Raw genomic sequence first — 21,068 nt, forward strand, 5'->3', positions numbered from 1 at the left:
GCTCGGGGCGAGCAGCGCGGCGCCGCCATCCAGCTGGGGCGGATGGCGGCCCGGAGCGGCGACGGCCCTGTGGTCCGCCGGCCGGCCGGCGGACCGGCCTACAGGACGGCGACGGGTGCCACCGGTGAGCCGGTCGCCCCGGTGAACGGCTCGGGGGTGGCCGTCAGCAGGAACGCGTACCGGCCCTCTTCTCCACAGGCTGTGGACAACGTTTCGAGATTCCAGTTCTGGCCCTGCGGCATGCCCATCTCCACGAGGTGGAGCGCGTGCACCGGCAGCCACAGATCCGCCACCTCCGGCGGGAACACCTCGAAGGTCAGGGTGTCGTTGGCGACGGCCGCGACATCGCGCGCGTGGAACCACTCCGGCGTACGGATCGACAGTCCCGGCGAGGGATACGCGTAGCCGTGCCGGTCCCCGGCCAGGCAGGTCCGCATCTGCCCGGTCCGCACCAGCACGATGTCGCCGGCCCCCACCCGCGTGCCGGCCAGCTCCTCGGCGGCGTCCAGGTCCTCGGGCGTGACGGCGTACCCGCCGTCGAGCCGGTCCGCGCCCCGGGCCCGGGCGACGTCCAGCAGCACGCCGCGTGAGACCACGTGCCGGACCGTGCCGATGCCGCTGAACCCGGCACCGCCGTGCGGGGTGATGCTGTCGGCCGGGCGGCCGTTGTAGAGCCGGCCGGAGTGCGAGACGTGGGGCAGCGCGTCCCAGTGGGTGGCCGCCTGGAGGCCCATGGTCACGACGTCGTCGCTGCACGCGACCGTGCCCGGGCCGAAGATCTCCTGGTTGATCTGCACCATCGTGTGCAGGGGGTTGACGCGGCCGGGGATCACGCCGGTCTGCACACCGTCCTGCTTCAGGGGCAGGGCGAGGGGGATGCGCCGGCCGGTGCGGACGGTCGCCACGGCCTGCCTGACGACCTCGTCGGTGATCAGGTTCAGCGTGCCGATCTCGTCGTCGGCCCCCCAACGCCCCCAGTTGTTCACGCGCTTGGCGATGTCGTGGAACGCGTCCGGCAGCGACATGAGTCCTCCCCGGGGCTTGTCTTCCCGTATCTGACGGGTCGTAGAATTCGGGAACCGACAATCTAACGGTCCGTCAGAAACCGTGGGACGGGAAGGGGCCGGGCGTGGGGAACTTCTTGGCAGGCAAGGTCGTCGCCGTCACGGGTGCCGGGCGGGGCATCGGCCGGGCGGTCGCGCTCGCGGCGGCGGCCGAGGGGGCGAAGGTCGTGGTCAACGACTACGGCGTCGCGGTCGACGGGGGCTCGCCGGCGAGTGAGGTCGCCCAGGCCGTGGTGAAGGAGATCGAGGCGGCGGGTGGGGAGGCGGTGGCCGTCGCCGACGACATCTCCACCATGGCAGGCGGGCAGCGGGTCGTCGACGTGGCGCTGGCGTCGTACGGACGGCTGGACGGTGTGGTCTGCGTGGCCGGGATCCTGCGCGAGCGGATGCTGTTCAACATGACCGAGGAGGAGTGGGACCCGGTCGTCGCGACGCACCTGAAGGGCACGTTCACGGTGTTCCGGGCGGCGTCCGCGGTCATGCGGAAACAGCGGGCCGGGACGCTGATCGGCTTCACCAGCGGCAACCACCAGGGGTCCGTCTCCCAGGCCAACTACAGCGCCGCGAAGGGCGGGATCATCTCGCTGGTGCGCAGCGCCGCGCTGGGCCTGCACAAGTACGGGGTGACCGCGAACGCGGTGGCGCCGGTGGCGCGGACCCGCATGTCGGCGGGGGTGCCGACGGAGCTGGCGGAGATCGGCGAGCCGGAGGACGTCGCCGCGCTCGTGGTGTACCTGCTGTCCGACGCGGCCTCCCGGGAGGGGATCACCGGGCAGGTGTACACGGTGGCCGGGCCGAAGATCGCGGTGTGGGCGCAGCCGAGGGAACTGCGCGCCGCGTATGCCTCGGGCGGGTGGACCGTGGAGGGGATCGCAGAGTTTCTGCCCGGGTCGGTGGGGGTGGATCCGATGCCGATGCTGGAGCGGGTGGGGGAGATGGAGAGGGCGGCGGGGGAAGGGCGGCGGCCCAACGCCCGGTAGCTCGGGGGGCTGGGGTTGTTCGGCGGGTGCGGGCGCGTTGTGGCGTGTCGCGCAGTTCCCCGCGCCCCTGGGGAGTCCGCCCCTGCGGCAGCGAGAGGAGAGCCCTGATGGACTTCGGCTTCAGCCCGGAGGACGACGCGTTTCGCAGCGAAGCTCGTGACTGGCTGGCCTCGCACGTCAGTGGCGTCGCTGACCGCCGCAGTTGGGAACGCACCCTCGGCGCGGCCGGATGGATCGGGCTCGGGTGGGGTGCCTCCGGGTACGGCAATCGCACCGCCGGTCTCACCCGGCAGGTCGTCTGGGCCGAGGAGTACGCGCGGTCGGGGGCGCCTGCGCGCTCCGGGCACATCGGGGAGAATCTGCTCGGCCCGACGCTCATCGCCCACGGCACCGACGAGCAGAAGGCGCGCTTCCTGCCGCCGATCGCCGCCGGGGCGGAACTCTGGTGCCAGGGGTACAGCGAACCCGGCGCCGGATCGGATCTGGCCGGGATCCGGACCGCGGCGGTGCCCGAGCCGGCCGGCCGTACGTACCGGGTCACCGGGCAGAAGATCTGGACGTCGCTCGCGCACGAGGCGGACTGGTGTTTCGTGCTGGCCAGGACCGAACCCGGCTCGGTGCGGCACCACGGCCTGTCCTTCCTGCTCGTCCCCATGGACCAGCCGGGCCGGATCGAGGTCCGCCCCATCCGGCAGATGACCGGCACCAGCGACTTCAACGAGGTCTTCTTCGACGGCGCCCGCGCGGAGGAGGTCGTCGGCGGCGCGGGCGACGGCTGGCGCGTCGCCATGAGCCTGCTCGGCTTCGAGAGGGGTGTGTCCACGCTCGCCCAGCAGATCGGGTTCGCCGAGGAACTGGGCGCGGTGGTGCGGGCGGCCGTGGAGTCGGGCGCGGCCCGGGATCCCGTCGTACGGGAACGGCTGGTGCGGCAGTGGGCCGAACTGCGCACGATGCGCTGGCACGCCCTGCGCACGCTGGGGGGTTCCGGTGACGCCGGCGCCCCGAGCGTGGCCAAGCTGCTGTGGGCCGGCTGGCACCAGCGGCTCGGGGAGCTGGCGGTGCTGGTGCGGGGCGCGGCGGCGGGAGTGGGACCCGCCGACTGGTCGGCCTCGGCGCCCTACGAACTGGACGCCGCCCAGCACCTGTTCCTCTTCTCGCGGGCCGACACGATCTACGGCGGCTCGGACCAGATCCAGCGCACGATCATCGCCGAGCGCGTGCTCGGCCTGCCCAGGGAGCCCAAGGGGGCCGTGTGATGCGAGGCGTGATCTTCGACGGGAAGCAGGTCCGGGTCGTGACGGACCTTCAGGTGCGCGAGCCCGGGCCGGGTGAGGTGCGGGTGGCGATCTCGGCGGCCGGGCTGTGCCACAGCGACCTGTCGGTGGTGGACGGGACCATCCCCTTCCCCCTTCCCGTGGTGCTGGGCCATGAGGGGGCCGGGATCGTGGAGGCGGTGGGCGGGGGCGTCACCCATGTCGCGCCCGGGGACCAGGTGGCGCTGTCCACCCTGGCGAACTGCGGTACGTGCGCGGACTGCGACCGGGGGCGGCCGACCATGTGCCGGCGGGCCATCGGACGCCCGGGCCGGCCGTTCCGCCACGGAGGCTCGCCGGTGCACCAGTTCGCGTCCAACTCGGCCTTCGCCGAGCGCACGGTCGTCAAAGCCGTGCAGGCGGTCCGTATCCCCGAGGACGTCCCGCCCGCGTCGGCGGCGCTCATCGGGTGCGGGGTGCTGACGGGGGTCGGCGCCGTACTCAACCGGGCGCGGGTCGACCGCGGCGACAGCGTCCTGGTCATCGGGACGGGCGGCATCGGCCTGAACGTGCTCCAGGGGGCGCGCATCGCGGGCGCCGGGCGGATCGTCGCCGTCGACGCCAACCCGGGGAAGGAGGAGGCGGCGCGCAGGTTCGGCGCGACCGACTTCCTCCCCTCGGCCGAGGGCGTGCGCGACCTCCTGCCCACGGGCGTGGACCACGCCTTCGAGTGCGTCGGCCGTGTGGAGCTGATCCGGCAGGCGATCGACGCGCTGGACCGGCACGGCCAGGCGATCCTCCTCGGGGTCCCGCCCGCCACGGCCGAGGCGTCCTTCCGCGTCTCCTCGATGTACCTCGACAAGTCCATCCTGGGCTGCCGCTACGGCTCCTCACGCCCGCAGCGCGACATCGCCCTGTACGCCGAGATGTACCGCCAAGGGCGCCTGCTGCTCGACGAACTGGTCACCCGGACCTACCCGGTCGAGGACTTCGACAAGGCGGCGGCGGACGCGGAGGCCGGGCGGGTGGCGCGGGCGGTGCTCACCTTCTGAGAGCGGCGGGCGGTGCTCACCGTTCGAGAACCGCGGGCGGTGCTCACCGTTCGAGAGCCGCGGGCGGTGCTCACCTTCTGTGCGCCGCGGCCCCGTCGTTCTCCGCCCGGAACGTCCGCCGGTACGCCGTGGGCGTGACCCCCAGGGCCGCCTGGAGGTGCTGGCGCATCGACTGGGCCGTGCCGAAGCCCGCGTCCCGGGCCACCCGGTCGACGGAGCGGTCGGTGGACTCCAGCAGGTGCCGGGCCCGCTCCACGCGCTGCTGGGTGAGCCACTGGCCGGGGCTGACGCCGGTCTCCTCGCGGAAGCGGCGGGTGAAGGTGCGCACCGACATGGACTCCTGGGCGGCCATGTCGCGCAGCTGGATCGGCTCGTGGAGACGGCCCAGGGCCCAGGCGCGGGCGGTGGTCGTGGTCGCCTGCTGCGGGTCCGGCACGGGCCGGTGGATGTACTGCGCCTGGCCGCCGTCCCGGTGCGGCGGCACGACCGTGCGGCGGGCCACGTCGTTCGCGACCGCCGTGCCGTGGTCCCGGCGCACCATGTGCAGGCACAGGTCGATGCCGGCCGCGACACCCGCGGAGGTCAGGACGTCGCCGTCGTCGATGAACAGCACGTCGGGATCGACCGCGATGTGCGGGAAGAGGCGCTGGAAACGGTCGGCGTCGGCCCAGTGGGTGGTGGCGGGCCGGCCGTCGAGGAGACCGGCGGCGGCGAGGACGTAGACGCCGGTGCAGATCGAGGCGAGGCGCGTGCCCGGGCGGATCAGGGCCAGGGCGGCGGCCAGTTCGCGGGTCAGCACGCCCTGCTCGAAGACCGGGCCGAGTTCGTACGACGCCGGGACGATCACCGTGTCGGCCGTGGCCAGCGCCTCGGGGCCGTGCTCCACCTGGACGGCGAAGTCGGCGTCGGTCTGCACCGGGCCCGGCGGCCGGACGGAGCAGGTGACGACGTCGTACAGCAGGCGTCCCTCCGCGTCCCGGGGGCGGCCGAAAATGCGGTGCGGGATGCCCAGCTCGAAGGGGAGCAGGCCGTCCAGGGCGAGGACGACGACGCGGTGCGGGCGGAACTCCGGGTCACGACGCATGGCCCGATCGTATGGCCCGATCCCAACGAATGCTGTCCTTCGGGCCACTGGAGGGAGAGCGCCGCAGGCCGGAAGCTCTATGTCGTGACCCAGACAACCGAAGCAGCGGCTGTGCGGCAGCCGCCGAAGCCGACCCGGGTGCGCGTGCACCGTGCCTGGTTCGTCGCCGCCGTGACCTTCGTGACGATCATCGGTGCCGCCGCCTTCCGTTCCGTGCCGGGCCTGCTCATCGACCCTTTGCACGACGAGTTCGACTGGTCGCGCGGCACGATCGGCGCCGCCGTCTCGGTGAATCTCGCGCTGTACGGTCTGACGGCCCCGTTCGCCGCTGCCCTGATGGACCGCTTCGGCATCCGCCGGGTCGTCGCGGTAGCCCTGACCGTGATCGCGGCCGGTTCCTGGCTCACCGTGTGGATGACCGCGGCCTGGCAGCTGATGCTGTGCTGGGGCCTGCTGGTCGGCCTCGGCTCCGGCTCCATGGCGCTGGCCTTCGCGGCGACCGTCACCAACCGCTGGTTCACCGCACGGCGCGGCCTGGTCAGCGGCATCCTCACCGCCGCCTCGGCCTCCGGCCAGCTGATCTTCCTGCCCCTCCTGTCCTGGATGATCGACCGCTACGACTGGCGCCCGGCGGCCGTGACGGTCGCGCTCGCCGCGCTCGCGGTCGTGCCGTTCGTCTGGCTCCTGCTGCACGACCACCCGGCCGACGTGGGGCAGAAGCCGTACGGGTCAGCCGAGTTCGTGCCGAAGCCCCCGCCCGTCCGCGGAGCCGCCCGCCGGGCCGTGACCGTGCTGCTGTCCGCCGTGCGCACGGGCCCGTTCTGGCTGCTCGCCGGTACCTTCGCGATCTGCGGCGCCTCCACCAACGGTCTGATCCAGACGCACTTCATCCCCGCGGCGCACGACGCGCACATGCCCGTCCAGGCCGCCGCCTCCCTGCTCGCGGTCATCGGGGTCTTCGACGTCGTCGGCACGATCGCCTCCGGCTGGTTCACGGACCGATTCGAACCGCGCCGCCTGCTGGCCGTGTACTACGCGCTGCGGGGCGTGTCGCTGATGTTCCTCCCGCTCCTGCTGGGTCCCGCGGTCCACCCCCCGATGGTCTTCTTCATCGTCTTCTACGGCCTCGACTGGGTCGCCACGGTCCCGCCCACCCTCGCGCTGTGCCGCGAGCAGTACGGCGAGGACAGCGCGATCGTCTTCGGCTGGGTCCTCGCCTCCCACCAGGTCGGGGCGGCCCTCGTCGCCTTCCTGGGCGGCGTCGCCCGCGACGCGTTCGGCACGTACGACGTGGTCTGGTACGCGTCGGGGGCGCTGTGCGCGGCGGCGGCGTTGATGGCGCTGGTGATCCGGCGGACGCCGGCGGACGCCGGCGGGCGAGGTGGCGGTGGCCTGAACCGGGCGGTCCTCAGGCGGGGGCCGGCCGCGTGAGACCTGCCCGGGCGGTGCCGCGGATCCGCTTCGTCCGCCCGCGCTCGGCGAGGACGGCGAGGGCGCCGGGGCTCGACCCGGCCGCGGTCCTCAGCTGGAGCCAGTCGGACGACGCGAGCAGGAACCGGGCGGTCCTCAGGCGGGGGCCGGCCGCGTGAGACCTGCCCGGGCGGTGCCGCGGATCCGCTTCGTCCGCCCGCGCTCGGCGAGGACGGCGAGGGCGCCGGGGCTCGACCCGGCCGCGGTCCTCAGCTGGAGCCAGTCGGACGACGCGAGCAGGAACCGGGCGGTCCTCAGGCGGGGGCCGGCCGCGTGAGACCTGCCCGGGCGGTGCCGCGGATCCGCTTCGTCCGCCCGCGCTCGGTGAGGACGGCGAGGGCGCCGGGACTCGACCCGGCCGCGGTCCTCAGCTGGAGCCAGTCGGACGACGCGAGCAGGTCGTCCTGCTCCCAGGGCAGCCCGAGTGCGACGGCCCGGAACAGGGCCCACTCCCGCAGGCGCCGGACCAGGAACGGACGGTCGCCCACCACCCGGGCCATCGCCTCCGCCCACTCCTCCCAGGAGGATGCGGCATACAACTCCTCGGCCCGGCGGTCGAGATGCCGCACCACGGCGGCCCCGGCCATCACCGGGTCCGGGTCGGCGAGGACCCCGGCGACCAGCCCTTCCTCGTCCGCGTCGGTGACCTGCTCCAGTGCGGCCAGGTGGGCGGCGAAGCGGGCGTGCTCGGGCGGCTCCTGCGAACCGTCCTCGGCGTTCATGCGGCTGTTCCTTTCCGTGCCGTCGGCATCCCGATCACCGGTGACAAGCCGGCGCCGGGGGAATGCCGAGCCTTAGCCGGACCCGGCTGGCCCTCTGTTCGCCTCCGGGGTCGTCACCCCGTGCCCTGCGGGGCCGTCAGCCGCGCGAAGCGCCCCCGGTGGAACAGGAGCGGTCCGTCCGGGCCGGCGGCCGCGCCGAGGGCGTTCACCCGGCCGACCACGATGAGGTGGTCGCCGCCCGGGTGGACGGCGTGGATCGCGCAGTCGATCCACGCCACGCCGCCCGTCAGGCGGGGCGAGCCGGACACCGGGGCCGCGTCGTACGCCACCCCTGCGAACTTGTCCGCGCCGCTCACCGCGAACGAGCGGCACAACTCGCCCTGACCGGACGCCAGGACGTTCACGCAGAACACCCCGGCGCGCGCGATCCGCGGCCAGGTCGTCGACGTACGGCCGACCATGAACGCGACGAGCGGCGGGTCGAGGGAGAGGGAGGTGAAGGACTGGCACGCGAAGCCGGCGGGAGGGTCGCCGGCGGTGGCAGGCGGTGCCGTCACGACGGCCACGCCCGACGCGAAGTTCCCCAGGACCCTGCGGAACTCCCCCGGGTCGAGCGGGGCCCGCTCGTCGGCGCCGACACACCGCAGTTCGGGCCGCGGCAGCGCCTCGACGGGCTCCGGGGCGGCCGTGCGGACCGACCTGAGGTAGCGGACGGCGGCTTCCGCCATCCCTGCTTGTCCCATCACACCGCCATTGAAGCTGACGCGCCGTCAGATAGGAAGGGTCAGCGTCCTCCGAACTGCGCGCCGCGCCGTTCCACGAAGCTCCGCACGCCCTCCTGGGCGTCCGCCGTCGTCATGTTGATCTCCTGCGCGGCGGCCTCGGCGGCGAAGGCCGCCGTGCGGTCGGTGTCGAGGGAGGCGTTGACGAGCTGCTTGGTCAGGGCGAGGGCGCGAGTCGGGCCTGCGGCGAGGCGCTCGGCCCAGGCACGCGCCGTCTTCTGAAGCTCCTCGTCGGGCACGACCCGGTTGACGAGCCCGAGGCGTTCGGCGTCCGGCGCGGTGAGCGCGTCACCGAAGAACATCATCTCCTTCGCCCGCTGCGGGCCGACGAGCCGCGGCAGCAGATAGGCGCCGCCGCCGTCGGGAACCAGCCCGCGGCGCACGAACACCTCGGTGAAGCGGGCGGATTCGGCCGCGATGACCAGGTCGCAGGCGAACGCGAGGTGCGCGCCGAGGCCGGCCGCCGTGCCGTTCACCGCCGCGAGCACCGGCTTCTCGCAGTCGAGCACGGCGGCGACAAGACGCTGGGCACCGGTGCGCAGCATGCGTGCGACATCGCCCGCGAGACGTTCGCCGGGTGCGCCCGAGCCCCGGAGGTCCGCTCCGGAGCAGAAACCGCGCCCCGCCCCCGTGATCACGACCGCCCGCACCTCCGCCGTGGCCGAGGCCTCCGCCAGCAGCCGGATGATGTCCTCCCGCTGGGCGGGCGTGAGGGCGTTGAGGCTCCCGGGCCGGTTGAGGGTGAGCGAGAGGACGTGGCCGGCGGTCGAGTGCACCAGTGCGGGCTCCGTCATCAGCGGCACACCGCCAGCGCGTCCAGCGCCACGGCGCCCTGCCCGTGCGGCAGCACCATCAGCGGGTTGATCTCGAGTTCCGCCAGCTGATCGCCGAGTTCCAGGGCCATGCGCTGCACCCGCAGGACCACCTCGACCAGCGCGTCCAGATCCGCCGGCGGCCGCCCCCGGACCCCGTCCAGCAGCGCCCGCCCACGCAGCCCGGCGAGCATGTCCCGCGCCTGCTCCTCCCCGAAGGGCGGCACCCCGACGGCGGTGTCGCGCAGCACCTCGACGAGGACACCGCCGAGTCCGACGGTCACGGTCGGGCCGAACAGGTCGTCGTGGGCGACGCCGACGACCATCTCCACGCCCTGCTCGACCATCTGGCACACCAGGACGCCGTCCAGGGCGACGTCCTCGTAGCGGGCGATGTCGGTCAGCTCCCGGTAGGCGTCGCGGACCTGGCTGGCCGAGGTCAGCCCGATCTTCACCAGGCCCAGCTCCGTCTTGTGGGCGATGCGGGCGCCGGAGGCCTTCATCACCACCGGGTAGCCCACCAGCCCGGCCGCGCGCACGGCCGCCGCCGCACTGGTCACCAGCTGCTCGCGCGGTACGCGGATGCCGTACGCCCGCAGCAGCTGCTTCGCCGCGTGCTCGCTCAGCTGCCGGCCGGGCTGGATCAGCGCCTGCGCCTTGCGGTAGGACGGCGAGAGGCTGCGCGGGGCCTCGTCGAAGGGGGAGCGGTAGGCGGCCGTGAAGCGGTGGTGGGCCAGGTGGGCGCGGACGGCGGTGAGGCAGTTGCCGACCGTGCGGAAGGTGGCCACACGGGAGGAGCCGAGCAGGACCTCGCGGTAGGCGGGCTCGGTGCCGACGGGCGAGCCCCACACCACGCACACCAGCTTGTCGGTCCGCTCGGCCGCGTCCACCAGGTCCCGGACGAGCCGGTCGCTGAGCGGCGGGAACGGCCCGGTGACCGGGCAGATCAGCACGCCTACGGCGGGATCGTCGAGGATCGCGTCGATGATCTTCCGCCCGCGTTCGTCCCCGACCGGATGGCCGCCGTTGTCCACGGGGTTGGCGACGGACAGGTACGCGGGGATCCATTGGTGCAGTTCGGCCTGCTTGGCCTCGGACAGGACCGGCAGGCTCAGGCCCGCCCCGGTCGCGAGATCGGCGACGTGGGCGCCCGTGCCGCCCGAGATGGAGTAGACGACGACGCCGTCGGCGCGCGGCGGCCGGGCCCGGGCCAGGAGAGCGGCGGTGTCCTGGAGTTCGTCGAGCCCGTCGACGCGGATCACGCCGTACTGGCGCAGCGCCGCGTCCACCACCGCGTCCGCGCCGGTCAGCCGGCCGGTGTGGGAGGCGGCCGTGCGGGCGCCGGTCTCGGTACGGCCCACCTTGACGGCGACGACCGGGACTCCGCGCCGGGCGGCCCGGTCGGCGGCGAGCAGGAAGGAACGGCCGTCCTTCAGCCGTTCGAGGTAGCAGGCGATGGCGCCGACCTCGGGCTGCTCGGCGAAGTAGGACAGGAAGTCGGCGCTGTCCAGGTCGGCCTCGTTGCCGGTGGGGGCCCAGTGGGAGAGGCGGATGCCGAGTTCCTGCAGGGCGAAGACGGGGCGGCCCTGGTGGCCGGACTGGGTGATCAGCGCGATCGCCGGGCCTTCGAGGTCGTCGCGGAACCGCTCGAAGGCGTTGAGGTTGGTGTTCGGCCCCAGCAGCCGCATCCCGGACTGCTCCACGGCGGCGGCCAGTCGCCGCTGGGCGGCCTCGCCCTCCGGCCCGGTCTCCGCGAACCCGGACGCGAAGACGACCGCGAACCGGACCTTCGCCTCGGCCAGTTCCTCGATCACCGGCAGCGGGTCGCCGACCAGCACCACGGCCAGATCGACCTGCTCGGGCAGACCGGCGACGGAAGGGGAGCAGGGGATGCCGAAGACGGCAGGCCGGCTGGGATGCACCGGGTACAGCCGGGCGCCGACCCGCTCCGCCCAGTCGGCCAGCTGCCGTGTGATGCCGGCATTCGGGCGGCCCTCGGTGTCCGAGGCGCCGATCACGGCGACGGACCGGGGGCGGAAGAAGCGGTCCAGGTCGGGTACGCCCGCGTGCAGCGGCCGTCCGCTGACGTCGAGGTCGCCCGCCTGGGCCGGCCTGCCGTGCACGACGGGCCCGGACCGCTCGCCACAGGCGATGGCCCGGGCCCGGCGGGAGTCGGTGGTGAGGGTGCCGTGGGTCGATCCAAGCATCGTTTCCGCCCGCTCCTGTGAGACAGCCGCTAACTGACGCTCTGTCAGATTACTGAACTGATGCGACGTCAGGAACGGTGTGGGCGGGCAAAGTTGCCCGAGCTGCCGACCGAGTGACACCGGCCTCTCAGCCCGGCAGCCGGGACACGCTCCCCGAGCCGTTCCGCGTGACGGCCTTCGCGATCTTCACCGCGTCCAGGGCCAGCTCGCGGAGGTTGCCGCTGATCGGGTTGGTGAAGCCGGTGAAGTACAGGCCGGGGGCGGTCTTCGGGGTGCGGGCGCCGTGGGCCACCGGCCTGCCCCGGTCGTCGAGGACGCCGAGGTGGCCGACCAGGTTCTCCAGGGCGCGGACGTAACCGGTGGCGGCGATCACCACGTCCGGGGAGATCCGGCTGCCGTCGGCCAGGGCGATCTTGTCGCCGCCCTCGAAGCCCTCCACGGCGGCCACGATCTCGACCTTGCCCTTGCGCACCGCGTCGATCAGACCGACGTCCTGCACCGGGATCGCCCCCTGCTTCACCCGCGTGTACAGCCCCGTGTCGGGACGCGGCAGTCCGTGGGCCGACAGGTCGGGCACGGCCACCCTCGCCTGTATCCGGGAGATCCGGTCGACCAGGCCGACCGGCAGCCGGCGGACGAGGACGCCGCTGTACTGGGCGGCCCAGCCGGCGGTCGAACGGCGCACGATGTGGGGGACCGTGCGCACGGCGAGCCGGACCCGGGAAGCACCGTTCTCCACCAGGTCGACGGCGATCTCGGCGCCGGTGTTGCCGACCCCGACGACGAGGACGTCCCGGCCCGCGTAGGGCTTTCCGCTGCGGTACTCGCCGGCGTGCAGGAACTCGCCGGTGAAGGCGGCGCGGCCGGGCCAGTCGGGCAGGCGCGGGGTGTGGTTGTAGCCGGTGGCGACGACCACCGCCGCGCCGGTCAGTTCCCGGCCGCCGGTGGCGTGCAGCAGCCAGCCCGTGCCGTCGGGGGTGCGCTCGACGCGGGACACCTCGACGCCGGTGACGATCTCCAGGCGGTGGTGCTCGGCGTACTTCTCCAGGTACCGCACCACGTCGTCCCGGGACACCCAGCGTCCGAACCGGCGGGGCATCGGCAGTCCGGGCAGGGCCGAGAGGCGGCGCGTGGTGTGCAGGTGCAGCCGGTCGTAGTGGCGGCGCCAGGACGCCCCGACATGGCCGGACTTCTCCAGGACGACGGCCCGGACGCCCCGGGCGCGCAGCGCGTACGCCACGGAGAGCCCGCCGGGGCCGCCGCCGATGACGTAGACGGGGCGGTCGGATGGGGGCTGCGCGGAGGGATGTGTGGGGGGTGTGGAGTCGGCCATGAGCGCGAGCGTAATCACGGGACTGCTTGATGGGTCTCGGTCAAGACCGGAATTGGTTTCGGATTGATCACGGCTGTAGGGGGAGGGGGTGAGGCTCGTGGCGCTGCGGGCCTGGTTGTGGCGGGGTGGTGATCGTTCCGGGCCGTGGCCTTCGGGTGGCCCGGACGCCGCGGGGACTCTTGCGCATCCGCTGATCTGACGTACCGTCAGATCGCATGGACGCGATCTGGCTCACCGGAGCGGAATGGCTGGCCGTGCTGCGGATCGGGCTCGGGCTGTGGTGGCTGGAGAGCTGGCGGCACAAGGACCGCACGGCCTGGTTCCAGCGGGGCACCGGCATCACGTGGGCCGCGGGCATAGCCGCCGAGCACCGCTGGAGCGCCGTCCGTCGGGGCTTCGAGGCGGCCGTGGCCCCGCACCCGCGCCTGATGGCGTACGTCGTCGTCTACGCGGAACTCGCACTCGGACTGGGCCTGATCAGCGGCTTCCTCACCCCGGTCGCCCTGGTCGGCGGGTTCCTCCTCAACGCGCTGTACTTCACGCTCATGGTCCACGACGTCGCCGAGCAGGGGCAGAACTCCATGATGGCGCTGATGTCGGTGGTCGGGCTGTTCGGGATGTCCTGGCAGACGTGGTCGCTGGACAGCGCGCTGGGGCTGTTCCGATGACCGGCCGCTTCGACCTGCCCGAGCCCGACGCCTTCACACGGAGGTACTGGGACGCCGCCGCCGGGGGCAGGCTGCTGATCCGCCGCTGCGGGGCCTGCGGCCGGGCCCACCACTACCCGCGCGAGTTCTGCCCCCACTGCTGGAGCGAGGACGTGACATGGGAGACGGCGAGCGGCCGCGCCACCCTCTACACCTGGTCCGTCGTCCACCGCAACGACCTGCCGCCCTTCGGGGACCGTGTCCCGTACGTCGCCGCCGTGGTCGATCTGGCGGAGGGGCCGCGGATGATGACGGAGGTCGTCGGGGCGGAGGGCCACCGGGCCGGTGAGGAGCCGGAACTGTCGGGCGGCGCGGAACTGGAGGTGGTGTTCCGGGAGGGGATCCCGGTGTTCCGGCCGGTGCCGAGGGGCTGAACGGCCGGTGTCCGAGAGGCCCGGCGTCCCGGAACCCGGGCCTCTGGGGGCAACCGCGTTCTTCCCGTCACGACATCCCGGATCGCGCCCCAGGGGATTCAATGGGACCCATGGCCCCCATACGCGACCACTCCCTGACCGGCCCCCACCCGGATCTGCACGGCCACGGCCTTTCCCTGCGTCCCTGGGACGCGGGGGCGGGTGCCGATGTCGACGTCTGGTTGCGCGGGCTGCGTGATCCGGAGTTCCGGCGCTGGAACACCCCGCTGCGGCCGGTCACCGACCGGGCGAGTGCCCGGGAGTCGCTGCTCGCGCGGGCGCAGAGCGCCCTGGAGGGGACGTCCGTGTCGTTCCGCGTCGCGGACGCCCGCAGCGACACCCCGCTGGGGCACATCGGCGTCAACGAGATCAAGTACCACCTGAAGGTGGCCCGGGTCGGCTACTGGGTGCTCCCGGAGGCCCGCGGCCAGGGCGTCGCCACCCGTGCCCTCCTGCTTGCCGCACGCTGGGCCCTCACGGAGCTCGGTCTGCACCGGTTGGAGCTGGACCACGCGGTCGGTCACGACGCCTCGTGCCGGATCGCCGAGCGGTGCGGGTTCCCGTACGAGGGCACCCTGCGCGGCGCGATCTTCCAGGAGGACCGGCATGACGCCTTCCGGGACGCCCATCTGCACGCCCGCCTGGCCACGGACCCGGACCCTGCGCATCCCTGAGGGGGCGGGGCAGTCGATGTGACGGGTGTCACTTCGGATGGGCGATCAGTTCCTCCCGCACCGGCGGTCCTACCCGGCGACCGCAGCGCGACCGCCACGCAGAGAAGGGACCGGCCGTCATGACCGCACCCGTGAAGGGCCCCGCCAGTTACTTCCCGTCCATCGAGAAGAAGTACGGCCGGCCGATCGCCGACTGGCAGGAGCTGATCCGTACCTCGCCGCTGACCCGGCACATGGAGCTCGTCGGCTGGCTCAAGGCCGAACACGGCCTGGGGCACGGCCACGCCAACGCGCTGGTGGCGTACACACTGGCCGAGAACAGCGGCGCCTGAGCCCATGGGGGCCTGCCGAAAAATCAGGGGTGCACGCTTGGGGGCGGACGGCACCATGAACCATGGAAACCGACACGAACACCCCGATCAGCACCGGCAGTTGGCACCTCACCCCGGATCTCGACGACTTTCTCGCCCGCGCGGGCGCCTTCCTCCACTCCCGGCCGGCGCTGCACACCGTGCCGTTGACCGTCACCGAGACACTGCGGGTCAACGGCCGGACCGTGTACGGAGACGGGGCACCGGAGTTCGGCGTACTGGAACGGGACGGCGCGGTCCGGGCGACTTTCTTCCGCACCCCGCCGCACTGGCTGAACCTCACGGCCCTCGACCCCGAGGACGCCGACACCCTCGCCGCGCGCCTGGCAGCCCCCGGCCGACGCCTGCCCGGCGTGAACGCGGACCGGGACACCGCAGCCGCATTCGCCGAGGCCTGGCAGCGGCACACGGGCGCCCCGGCCGTCCTGCGCCGGCGCCAGCGGCTCTACCGGCTCGGCACCTTGACCGCACCCGGACCCGTGCCGCCGGGCCGCCCCAGGATCGCCGTGGCGTCCGACCGCGAGCGACTTTGGCGCTGGCACGACGAGTTCGCCGACTCCGTCGGCCTGGGCGCTGTACGGGACTCCGCGGAGTGGGCGGACGCCCGCATCGACAGCGGCACCATCACCTTCTGGGAGACCCCCGACGGCACTCCCGTCGCCATGGCCGGCACGAGCCCCCGGGTCGCCGGCCAGGTCCGTGTCACCACCGTCTACACCCCGCCCCACCTCCGCGGCCACGGCTACGCGGGCGCGGCGACGGCCGAGGTCAGCCGTGCCGCCCTGGCCGCCGGGGCGGACGAGGTCCTCCTCTTCACGGACCTCGCCAACCCGACCAGCAACGGCCTCTACCAGCGCATCGGCTACCGCCCGGTGGCGGACTTCGCGGTGTACGACTTCACGTGAACGGGGGGGGGATCCAAGGCCGGTCGCGATGCCCATGAACAGCAGGGCGAAGTGTTCCTGGCCGCGGGCCGTGGTGATGCCGCCGATGTCCAGCTGGGACGAGGGGGGCCAGCCCAGGTCGGTGAGCAGCCGACCGGTGGTCCGTTTGGCGTCGGGGTCGTCGCCGGAGAGGAAGACGGTGCTCGGGCCCGCCAGGCCGCCCGGCGCCGTCATCGCGGTCGAGTCCATGGTGCACAGCGTCTTGACGACGGGAGTCCGCGGGAAGGCCTCCTGGACCTGTTCGGCCAGGCTGCTGTTGGGGTGCGAGAGCTCGGTGAAGTCCTCGGAGAGGCCGACCCCGACGTCGATCAGCAGCGTGCCGACCAGGGCGGGTGCCCCGATGGAGTGGAGCAGGTCCAGGGAGACGTTCCCCGGGGTGGCGTTGACCAGGGCCTGCGCGTGGGCCGCTGTCTCGTCGAGGCCCGCCACGGGCAGGCCCAGGTCCGTTCGTTCCCCGGGCTAGCGCGAACCGAGGAGTACGTCGTGTCCGGCCGCGCTCCAGCCGTGGGCCAGGGCGCGGGCGACGTTACCGGTGCCGAGAAGTCCTATCCGCATGGTGCGACGCTAGCCTGCGCCCCGGTCCCACGAATCGGTCCGCGGGACCAATCGGCCGGAACCTGAGTCCTGGTCCTCAAGTCGCTGTCGTACTAGCTCGTTGAGGGCCGTACTCACGGCCACAGCAGCTCCCGCGACCACTCTTCCCCGTCCTCTCCCCGTCGGTAGCGGAGCCGGACGTGCCGTCGTCGCTCGTCGCCCTGGAAGAACTCCACATCCTCGGCCCGCAGCCGGTACAGCGTCCAGGACGGCACCGGTGCCTCCGGCTCGCGCGACGCCCGTTCCCACGCCGACTGCGAGGCCCGGGCCAGATCGTCCAGGGAGGGCAGGACCTCGCTCTGCCTGCCGGTCAGCGCCGCCGCCAGGGCGCCCGTCGACCGGGCGTGCAGGTCGCCCTGGGACTCCGCGGACGGAGCCGCCGTCACGGGGCCGCGCACCCGGACCTGCCGGCCCAGCACCGGCCAGTAGAAGCCGAGCGCGGCGTACGGGCGGGCGGCGAGGTGCCGGCCCTTGCGGCTGCCGGTGTGGGACGCGAAGGACCAGCCGTCGGCGTCCGCGCCGTGCAGCATCACGATCCGCACGTCGGGCAGCCCCGACTCGTCCGACGTCGCCAGCGACATGGTGTGCGGCTCGGTCTGGCCGGCCGCCACCGCCGCCGCGAACCACTCCGTGAACAGGGGCAGGGGAGTGGCCGGAGCGGTGTCCGGCTCGAAGGAGGGCAGGTCCGTGACCTCCGGGTCCCAGACCCGCAGTGACCTCAGCAGCTCGTGAAGATCGGTTGCCATGCCTCGATTGTCACCGGTTCGCCGCGAGGGCCGGCCCGTGCACGCCGAGGGACATGCAGCCCCTCACCCTCGCCCCCTCACCCCGCCCCCAGCACCACCGTCCCCGACGAGCAGAACCAGCCCCCCGTCCCCGACGCCACCGCCAGCCGCGGCAGCGCACCGTCGCTTCGCCGCACCTGCCGCTCCCCGCACTCCCCGCGCAGCTGCCGCACCGCCTCCACCAGCAGGAACAGCCCCCGCATCCCGGGATGCTGCGCCGAAAGACCGCCCCCGTCGGTGTTCACCGGCAGCTCACCGCCAGCCACCCGCAGCCGCCCCTTCTCCACGAACGCCCCGCCCTCGCCCTTCCCGCAGAAGCCGAGGTCCTCCAGCGTCACCAGCGTCATGTAGGTGAACGCGTCGTAGAGCTCGGCGAAGTCGATCTCCGACGGCCGTACTCCCGCCCGCTCGAACGCCAGCCTCCCGCTCACCGCCGCGGGCGACACCGTGAAGTCCGGCCACTCGGACATCGCCGCGTGCGAGACGGACTCCCCGCTCCCCAGTACCCACACCGGCGCCGTACGGCAGTCCGGTACGTACTCCTGCGCCACGAGCAGGACCGCCGCCCCGCCGTCGGACCGGACGCAGCAGTGCAGCTTGGTGAAGGGGTCGGCGATCATGGGCCCGGCCAGGACCTCGTCGACCGTGATCGGCGTGCGGAACATCGCCTCGGGGTTGAGGGCCGCGTTGGCCCGGGCCTGCACCGCGACCTGGGCCAGCTGCTCGATCGTCGTGCCGTACTCGATCATGTGACGGCGGGCCGCCATGGCGTACTTGGCGATCAGGGTGTGGCCGTAGGGAACTTCGAACTGCAGGGGGCCGCGCGTGCCGAAGGACAGGGTTCCGGTGCGGCGGCCCGCCCGGACGTCCGCGCGGGCCGTCGAGCCGTAGACGAGCAGCACCGCGCGGGCGTGCCCGGCCGTGATCGCGTCCGCCGCGTGGGCCGCCATGACCTCCCAGGTGGAGCCGCCCACGGAGGTGGAGTCGACCCAGGTGGGGCGCAGGCCGAGGTACTCGGCGACCTCCACGGGCGCCAGCGTGCCGAGGCCGGCCGAGGCGAAGCCGTCGACCAGTGACCGGTCCAGGCCCGCGTCGGCCAGGGCGCGCCGGGCCGCCTGGGCGTGCAGGGCGTACGGGGTCGCGTCGTCCACCCGGCCGCAGTCCGACAGGGCCACGCCGACGACGGCCACTTTCCTCCGGGCCACCATGGATCTGACGGTACATCAGATGCGGCCCGGCGCGGCAGGGCTCTGGGCTTCCCCGTTTCATCGCCCTAATATGACGAACCGTCAGATGCGGAGAGAGGTGCCCCATGGACGCCCGCTTCACCGACGAACAGCACGAGATCCGCCGCACCCTTCGCGAACTCCTCGGCAAGCGGTGCGGTCCGGAAGAGCTGCGGGCCGCCGTCGACACCCCGGCCGGGCACGACCCCGCCCTGTGGACCCTCCTCGCCGGCCACCTCGGCCTGCCCGCACTGGCCCTCCCCGAGACCTACGGCGGCACCGGCTGCACCGTGACCGAACTTGCCCTGGCCTGCGAGGAGACGGGCCGGGTCCTCGCCCCCACCCCGCTGCCGGCCACCGCCGTCCTCGCCGCCCCGCTGCTGCTCGCCCTCGGCACCGGCGCCCAGCGCGCCGCGCTCCTGCCGAGCATCGCCTCCGGCGAACTCACCGCCGCCCTCGCCGTACCGGGGCCCGCCCTCGCCACCGCCCTCGCGCTCACCGGCCACGACCGGGGCGGGCAGTGGGCCGGCGGGGGGCGGGCCGGCGGCGTACAGGCCCGGCGGGCGGAGGGCGGCTGGCAGCTGTACGGGCAGGCCGACCAGGTCCTCGACGGGCACAGCGCCGGGTTGCTCGTGGTCGCCGCGCACACCGGGGGATTCGCCCGCTCCCGGATGCTGCTCTTTCTCGTGCGCGGGGACGCCGCCGGCCTCACCCGCGTACGGCAGACCGCACTGGACGCGACCCGCCCGCAGGGCAGAGTCCAACTGCGTCACGCACGAGCCGAGTTGCTGGGGGACGAGGACTCCGACGCCGTCGCCGCCCTCGCCGGGCTCGGCGGCACCGTCGCCGCCTGCCTCGCCGCCGAGGCCGTGGGGGCCGCCGCCCGGGTGCTGGAGCGGACGGTCGAATACGTGGGGCAGCGCGAGCAGTTCGGGCGGCCGGTCGGCTCCTTCCAGGCGGTCAAGCACCGGCTGGCCGACGCGTACGTCCAGGTCCAGGCGGCCCGCTCGGCGGCGTACTACGCGGCCTGGGCCGCGGCTGAAACCACCGCCCCGGCCGGCGAGGAGAGGGCCGGCGCTCTCGCTCTCGCCCAGGCGCTCGAAGCGCTGCGCCGGGCCGCCGCCGAGGGGATCCAGCTGCACGGCGGCATCGGATTCACCTGGGAGCACGAGGCCCACCTGTACTTCAAGCGCGCCGCGGGTGACGAGCTGCTGTTCGGGCCGGTGCACCGGCTGCGGGCACACGCGGCCGACGCGGCCCACGTCTTCGAGGAGGCCGGCACATGAGGGGCGCACGCATGGTGCAGAAGGTGTCGTCGACCCGGGGCTTCGCGCGGGTGGCGCCGCACGTGATACCCGCCCTCGACCGGGCCGTCCACCGGCTCACCCGGGGAAAAGTGCTGCTCAGCGCGCACATGCTGCCCGGCGTGGTGCTGACCTCGACCGGGGCGAGGAGCGGTCTGCCCCGTCGTACCCCGCTGGCCTGCATGCCGGAGGACGGCGGGCGCCGATGGATCCTCGTCGGGTCCAACTTCGGACGGCCGGGGCACCCCGCCTGGAGCCACAACCTCCTCGCCCATCCCGAGGCGGAGATCAGCTTCAAGGGCCGGGACGTCCCGGTCACGGCCTCGCTGCTGGCGGGGGAGGAGCGGGCGGCGGCGTGGCAGGCGCTGCTGGCGTTCTGGCCGCCGTACGCGGCGTACCAGGCGCGGGTGGAACGGGAGATCCGCGTCTTCCGGCTCGTACGGAGGTAGGACGCGGGGCGCGAACGCGCGGCAGGCGGTGGTCCACCCGGGTGGACCACCGCCTGCCAGACAGGACTTGGCTGGGTAAGAAGCCTTCGCGCCGCGCTACTTCGTCGGCTTCCGGCCGGTGACGCCCAGGTGCACCAACAAGGCGAGGTTCGGTTTCAGTTCGGCCTGCTTCACGCCCCAGGAGGAGAAACCCTTCTGGTGGGAGGCGACGGCCGCGAGCATCGCGACCAGCGAACCGGCGACGGCCGCCGGGTTCACGTCCTTGTCGACCCGGCCCTTGGCCTGGAGCTCGGCGACCGCGTCCGCGAGGGAGTTGTTCACCGAGTTGAGGATCTTCATGCGGAGTTTGTAGAAACGCTTGTCGCCCTCGGCGGCGCCGAGATCCACGACCCGGAGGATGGCGTCGTTCTTGCGCCAGAACTCCAGGAAGCCGTCGACGAGTTCCTGAGCCGTCTGCCAGCCGGCCTTGCCGGCCCAGGAGCGGCCCTCCAGGAGCTCGGTCAACGCGGCGCCCTCGGTCGCCATTTGCTCGGCGATCTCCAGGACGGCGCCCTCGACGTCCGGGAAGTACTGGTAGAAGGTCGCGGGCGAAGTGCCCGCCTTCCGGGCGACATCGATGACCTTGACGTCCCGGTACGGGGAGGAGCTGAGCATCTCGCTGAGGCAGTCGAGCAGCTTCTGCCGGGTCGCCTGCCCACGTCGGCCGGCCACGCGGCCGTCGACGGTACGCACTTGTCCTGTCATGACGTCAGCTTACCGAGGCGTGATCGGGGCGCGATTCGGCCGACTGCAAATGGGGTGTAAGGGAGTGCAGGGGCTGGTGTGCCTGGTCTGCGGGGTGC

Annotated in this window: 21 protein-coding genes and 1 pseudogene; 11 read left to right on the forward strand and 11 right to left on the reverse strand. The window is 73.4% G+C overall.

What is annotated here, in order from left to right; translation table 11 throughout:
• Positions 1-98: 98 nt before the first annotated feature.
• Positions 99-1,025 carry a cyclase family protein gene (locus tag AB0F04_RS14660; RefSeq protein ID WP_362041293.1) on the reverse strand — a complete coding sequence of 309 codons (927 nt, stop codon included), beginning with the start codon at positions 1,023-1,025 and terminating at the stop codon, positions 99-101.
• 104 nt (positions 1,026-1,129) lie between these two features.
• Here AB0F04_RS14660 and AB0F04_RS14665 point away from each other — a divergent pair, with 104 nt between their 5' ends.
• The 3 genes from AB0F04_RS14665 to AB0F04_RS14675 all read left to right on the forward strand — a co-directional run bounded on the left by AB0F04_RS14665 (position 1,130) and on the right by AB0F04_RS14675 (position 4,349).
• Entirely contained in the window at positions 1,130-2,044 is a 915-nt protein-coding gene (locus tag AB0F04_RS14665) for an SDR family oxidoreductase (RefSeq protein WP_362041295.1), read from the forward strand.
• Between the two features lie 107 nt (positions 2,045-2,151).
• Positions 2,152-3,300: an acyl-CoA dehydrogenase family protein gene (locus AB0F04_RS14670; RefSeq protein ID WP_362041297.1), complete on the forward strand. Its 1,149-nt coding sequence runs from the start codon at positions 2,152-2,154 to the stop codon at positions 3,298-3,300.
• A complete protein-coding gene (locus tag AB0F04_RS14675; protein ID WP_362041298.1) occupies positions 3,300-4,349 on the forward strand; it encodes a Zn-dependent alcohol dehydrogenase in 1,050 nt (349 codons plus the stop codon). The genes AB0F04_RS14670 and AB0F04_RS14675 overlap by 1 nt, the downstream gene beginning before the upstream one ends.
• A 70-nt stretch (positions 4,350-4,419) precedes the next feature.
• Here the strand turns inward: AB0F04_RS14675 and AB0F04_RS14680 are convergent, their stop codons facing one another.
• The gene (locus tag AB0F04_RS14680) at positions 4,420-5,433 is read right to left on the reverse strand and encodes a helix-turn-helix domain-containing protein (protein ID WP_362041300.1); all 1,014 of its coding nucleotides are present in this window, start codon (positions 5,431-5,433) and stop codon (positions 4,420-4,422) included.
• Between the two features lie 84 nt (positions 5,434-5,517).
• Between AB0F04_RS14680 and AB0F04_RS14685 the strand changes: the two genes are divergently transcribed.
• On the forward strand, positions 5,518-6,864 hold the full coding sequence (locus AB0F04_RS14685) for an MFS transporter (protein WP_362041302.1): 1,347 nt from the start codon (positions 5,518-5,520) through the stop codon (positions 6,862-6,864).
• 293 nt (positions 6,865-7,157) lie between these two features.
• Here the strand turns inward: AB0F04_RS14685 and AB0F04_RS14690 are convergent, their stop codons facing one another.
• From AB0F04_RS14690 to AB0F04_RS14710, 5 genes are all read right to left on the reverse strand, one after another.
• A complete protein-coding gene (locus AB0F04_RS14690) occupies positions 7,158-7,625 on the reverse strand; it encodes a hypothetical protein (protein ID WP_362041303.1) in 468 nt (155 codons plus the stop codon).
• A gap of 113 nt (positions 7,626-7,738) precedes the next feature.
• Positions 7,739-8,353, reverse strand: coding sequence for a flavin reductase family protein (locus AB0F04_RS14695; protein ID WP_362041947.1), 615 nt, complete (start codon positions 8,351-8,353; stop codon positions 7,739-7,741).
• A 56-nt stretch (positions 8,354-8,409) separates the two neighbouring features.
• Positions 8,410-9,201: an enoyl-CoA hydratase-related protein gene (locus AB0F04_RS14700; RefSeq protein WP_362041305.1), complete on the reverse strand. Its 792-nt coding sequence runs from the start codon at positions 9,199-9,201 to the stop codon at positions 8,410-8,412.
• Positions 9,201-11,426, reverse strand: a complete 2,226-nt coding sequence (locus AB0F04_RS14705) for an acetate--CoA ligase family protein (RefSeq protein WP_362041307.1) — start codon at positions 11,424-11,426, stop codon at positions 9,201-9,203. The genes AB0F04_RS14700 and AB0F04_RS14705 overlap by 1 nt, the downstream gene beginning before the upstream one ends.
• A gap of 127 nt (positions 11,427-11,553) precedes the next feature.
• Complete coding sequence (locus AB0F04_RS14710) at positions 11,554-12,759, reverse strand: NAD(P)/FAD-dependent oxidoreductase (protein ID WP_362041308.1); 1,206 nt, start codon at positions 12,757-12,759, stop codon at positions 11,554-11,556.
• Between the two features lie 215 nt (positions 12,760-12,974).
• Here AB0F04_RS14710 and AB0F04_RS14715 point away from each other — a divergent pair, with 215 nt between their 5' ends.
• From AB0F04_RS14715 to AB0F04_RS14735, 5 genes are all read left to right on the forward strand, one after another.
• Positions 12,975-13,427 carry a DoxX family protein gene (locus tag AB0F04_RS14715; RefSeq protein ID WP_362041310.1) on the forward strand — a complete coding sequence of 151 codons (453 nt, stop codon included), beginning with the start codon at positions 12,975-12,977 and terminating at the stop codon, positions 13,425-13,427.
• Positions 13,424-13,840 carry an OB-fold domain-containing protein gene (locus AB0F04_RS14720; RefSeq protein WP_362041312.1) on the forward strand — a complete coding sequence of 139 codons (417 nt, stop codon included), beginning with the start codon at positions 13,424-13,426 and terminating at the stop codon, positions 13,838-13,840. Before AB0F04_RS14715 ends, AB0F04_RS14720 begins: the two co-directional genes overlap by 4 nt.
• A gap of 110 nt (positions 13,841-13,950) precedes the next feature.
• Positions 13,951-14,553 carry a GNAT family N-acetyltransferase gene (locus tag AB0F04_RS14725; RefSeq protein ID WP_362041314.1) on the forward strand — a complete coding sequence of 201 codons (603 nt, stop codon included), beginning with the start codon at positions 13,951-13,953 and terminating at the stop codon, positions 14,551-14,553.
• Positions 14,554-14,672: 119 nt separating this feature from the next.
• Positions 14,673-14,885: a DUF4287 domain-containing protein gene (locus AB0F04_RS14730; protein ID WP_362041317.1), complete on the forward strand. Its 213-nt coding sequence runs from the start codon at positions 14,673-14,675 to the stop codon at positions 14,883-14,885.
• 62 nt (positions 14,886-14,947) lie between these two features.
• Positions 14,948-15,829, forward strand: a complete 882-nt coding sequence (locus AB0F04_RS14735) for a GNAT family N-acetyltransferase (RefSeq protein ID WP_362041318.1) — start codon at positions 14,948-14,950, stop codon at positions 15,827-15,829.
• A 9-nt stretch (positions 15,830-15,838) separates the two neighbouring features.
• Here the strand turns inward: AB0F04_RS14735 and AB0F04_RS14740 are convergent.
• From AB0F04_RS14740 to AB0F04_RS14750, 3 genes and pseudogenes are all read right to left on the reverse strand, one after another.
• Positions 15,839-16,423: pseudogene (locus AB0F04_RS14740) on the reverse strand (NAD(P)-binding domain-containing protein); the annotation flags it as partial.
• A gap of 113 nt (positions 16,424-16,536) precedes the next feature.
• A complete protein-coding gene (locus tag AB0F04_RS14745; protein WP_362041319.1) occupies positions 16,537-17,208 on the reverse strand; it encodes a pyridoxal 5'-phosphate synthase in 672 nt (223 codons plus the stop codon).
• Between the two features lie 77 nt (positions 17,209-17,285).
• Positions 17,286-18,455: an acetyl-CoA acetyltransferase gene (locus tag AB0F04_RS14750; RefSeq protein ID WP_362041321.1), complete on the reverse strand. Its 1,170-nt coding sequence runs from the start codon at positions 18,453-18,455 to the stop codon at positions 17,286-17,288.
• A gap of 104 nt (positions 18,456-18,559) precedes the next feature.
• On the opposite strand from AB0F04_RS14750, the gene AB0F04_RS14755 reads away from it, so the two are divergent.
• On the forward strand, positions 18,560-19,759 hold the full coding sequence (locus tag AB0F04_RS14755) for an acyl-CoA dehydrogenase family protein (protein WP_362041323.1): 1,200 nt from the start codon (positions 18,560-18,562) through the stop codon (positions 19,757-19,759).
• Complete coding sequence (locus AB0F04_RS14760) at positions 19,756-20,226, forward strand: nitroreductase family deazaflavin-dependent oxidoreductase (protein ID WP_362041325.1); 471 nt, start codon at positions 19,756-19,758, stop codon at positions 20,224-20,226. Before AB0F04_RS14755 ends, AB0F04_RS14760 begins: the two co-directional genes overlap by 4 nt.
• Before the next feature lie 96 nt (positions 20,227-20,322).
• On the opposite strand, the gene AB0F04_RS14765 is transcribed toward AB0F04_RS14760, so the two are convergent.
• Entirely contained in the window at positions 20,323-20,970 is a 648-nt protein-coding gene (locus AB0F04_RS14765; RefSeq protein ID WP_167345935.1) for a TetR family transcriptional regulator, read from the reverse strand.
• Positions 20,971-21,068: the final 98 nt, after the last annotated feature.

It is taken from the genome of Streptomyces sp. NPDC029041, from assembly GCF_040637515.1.
GTDB lineage: Bacteria > Actinomycetota > Actinomycetes > Streptomycetales > Streptomycetaceae > Streptomyces.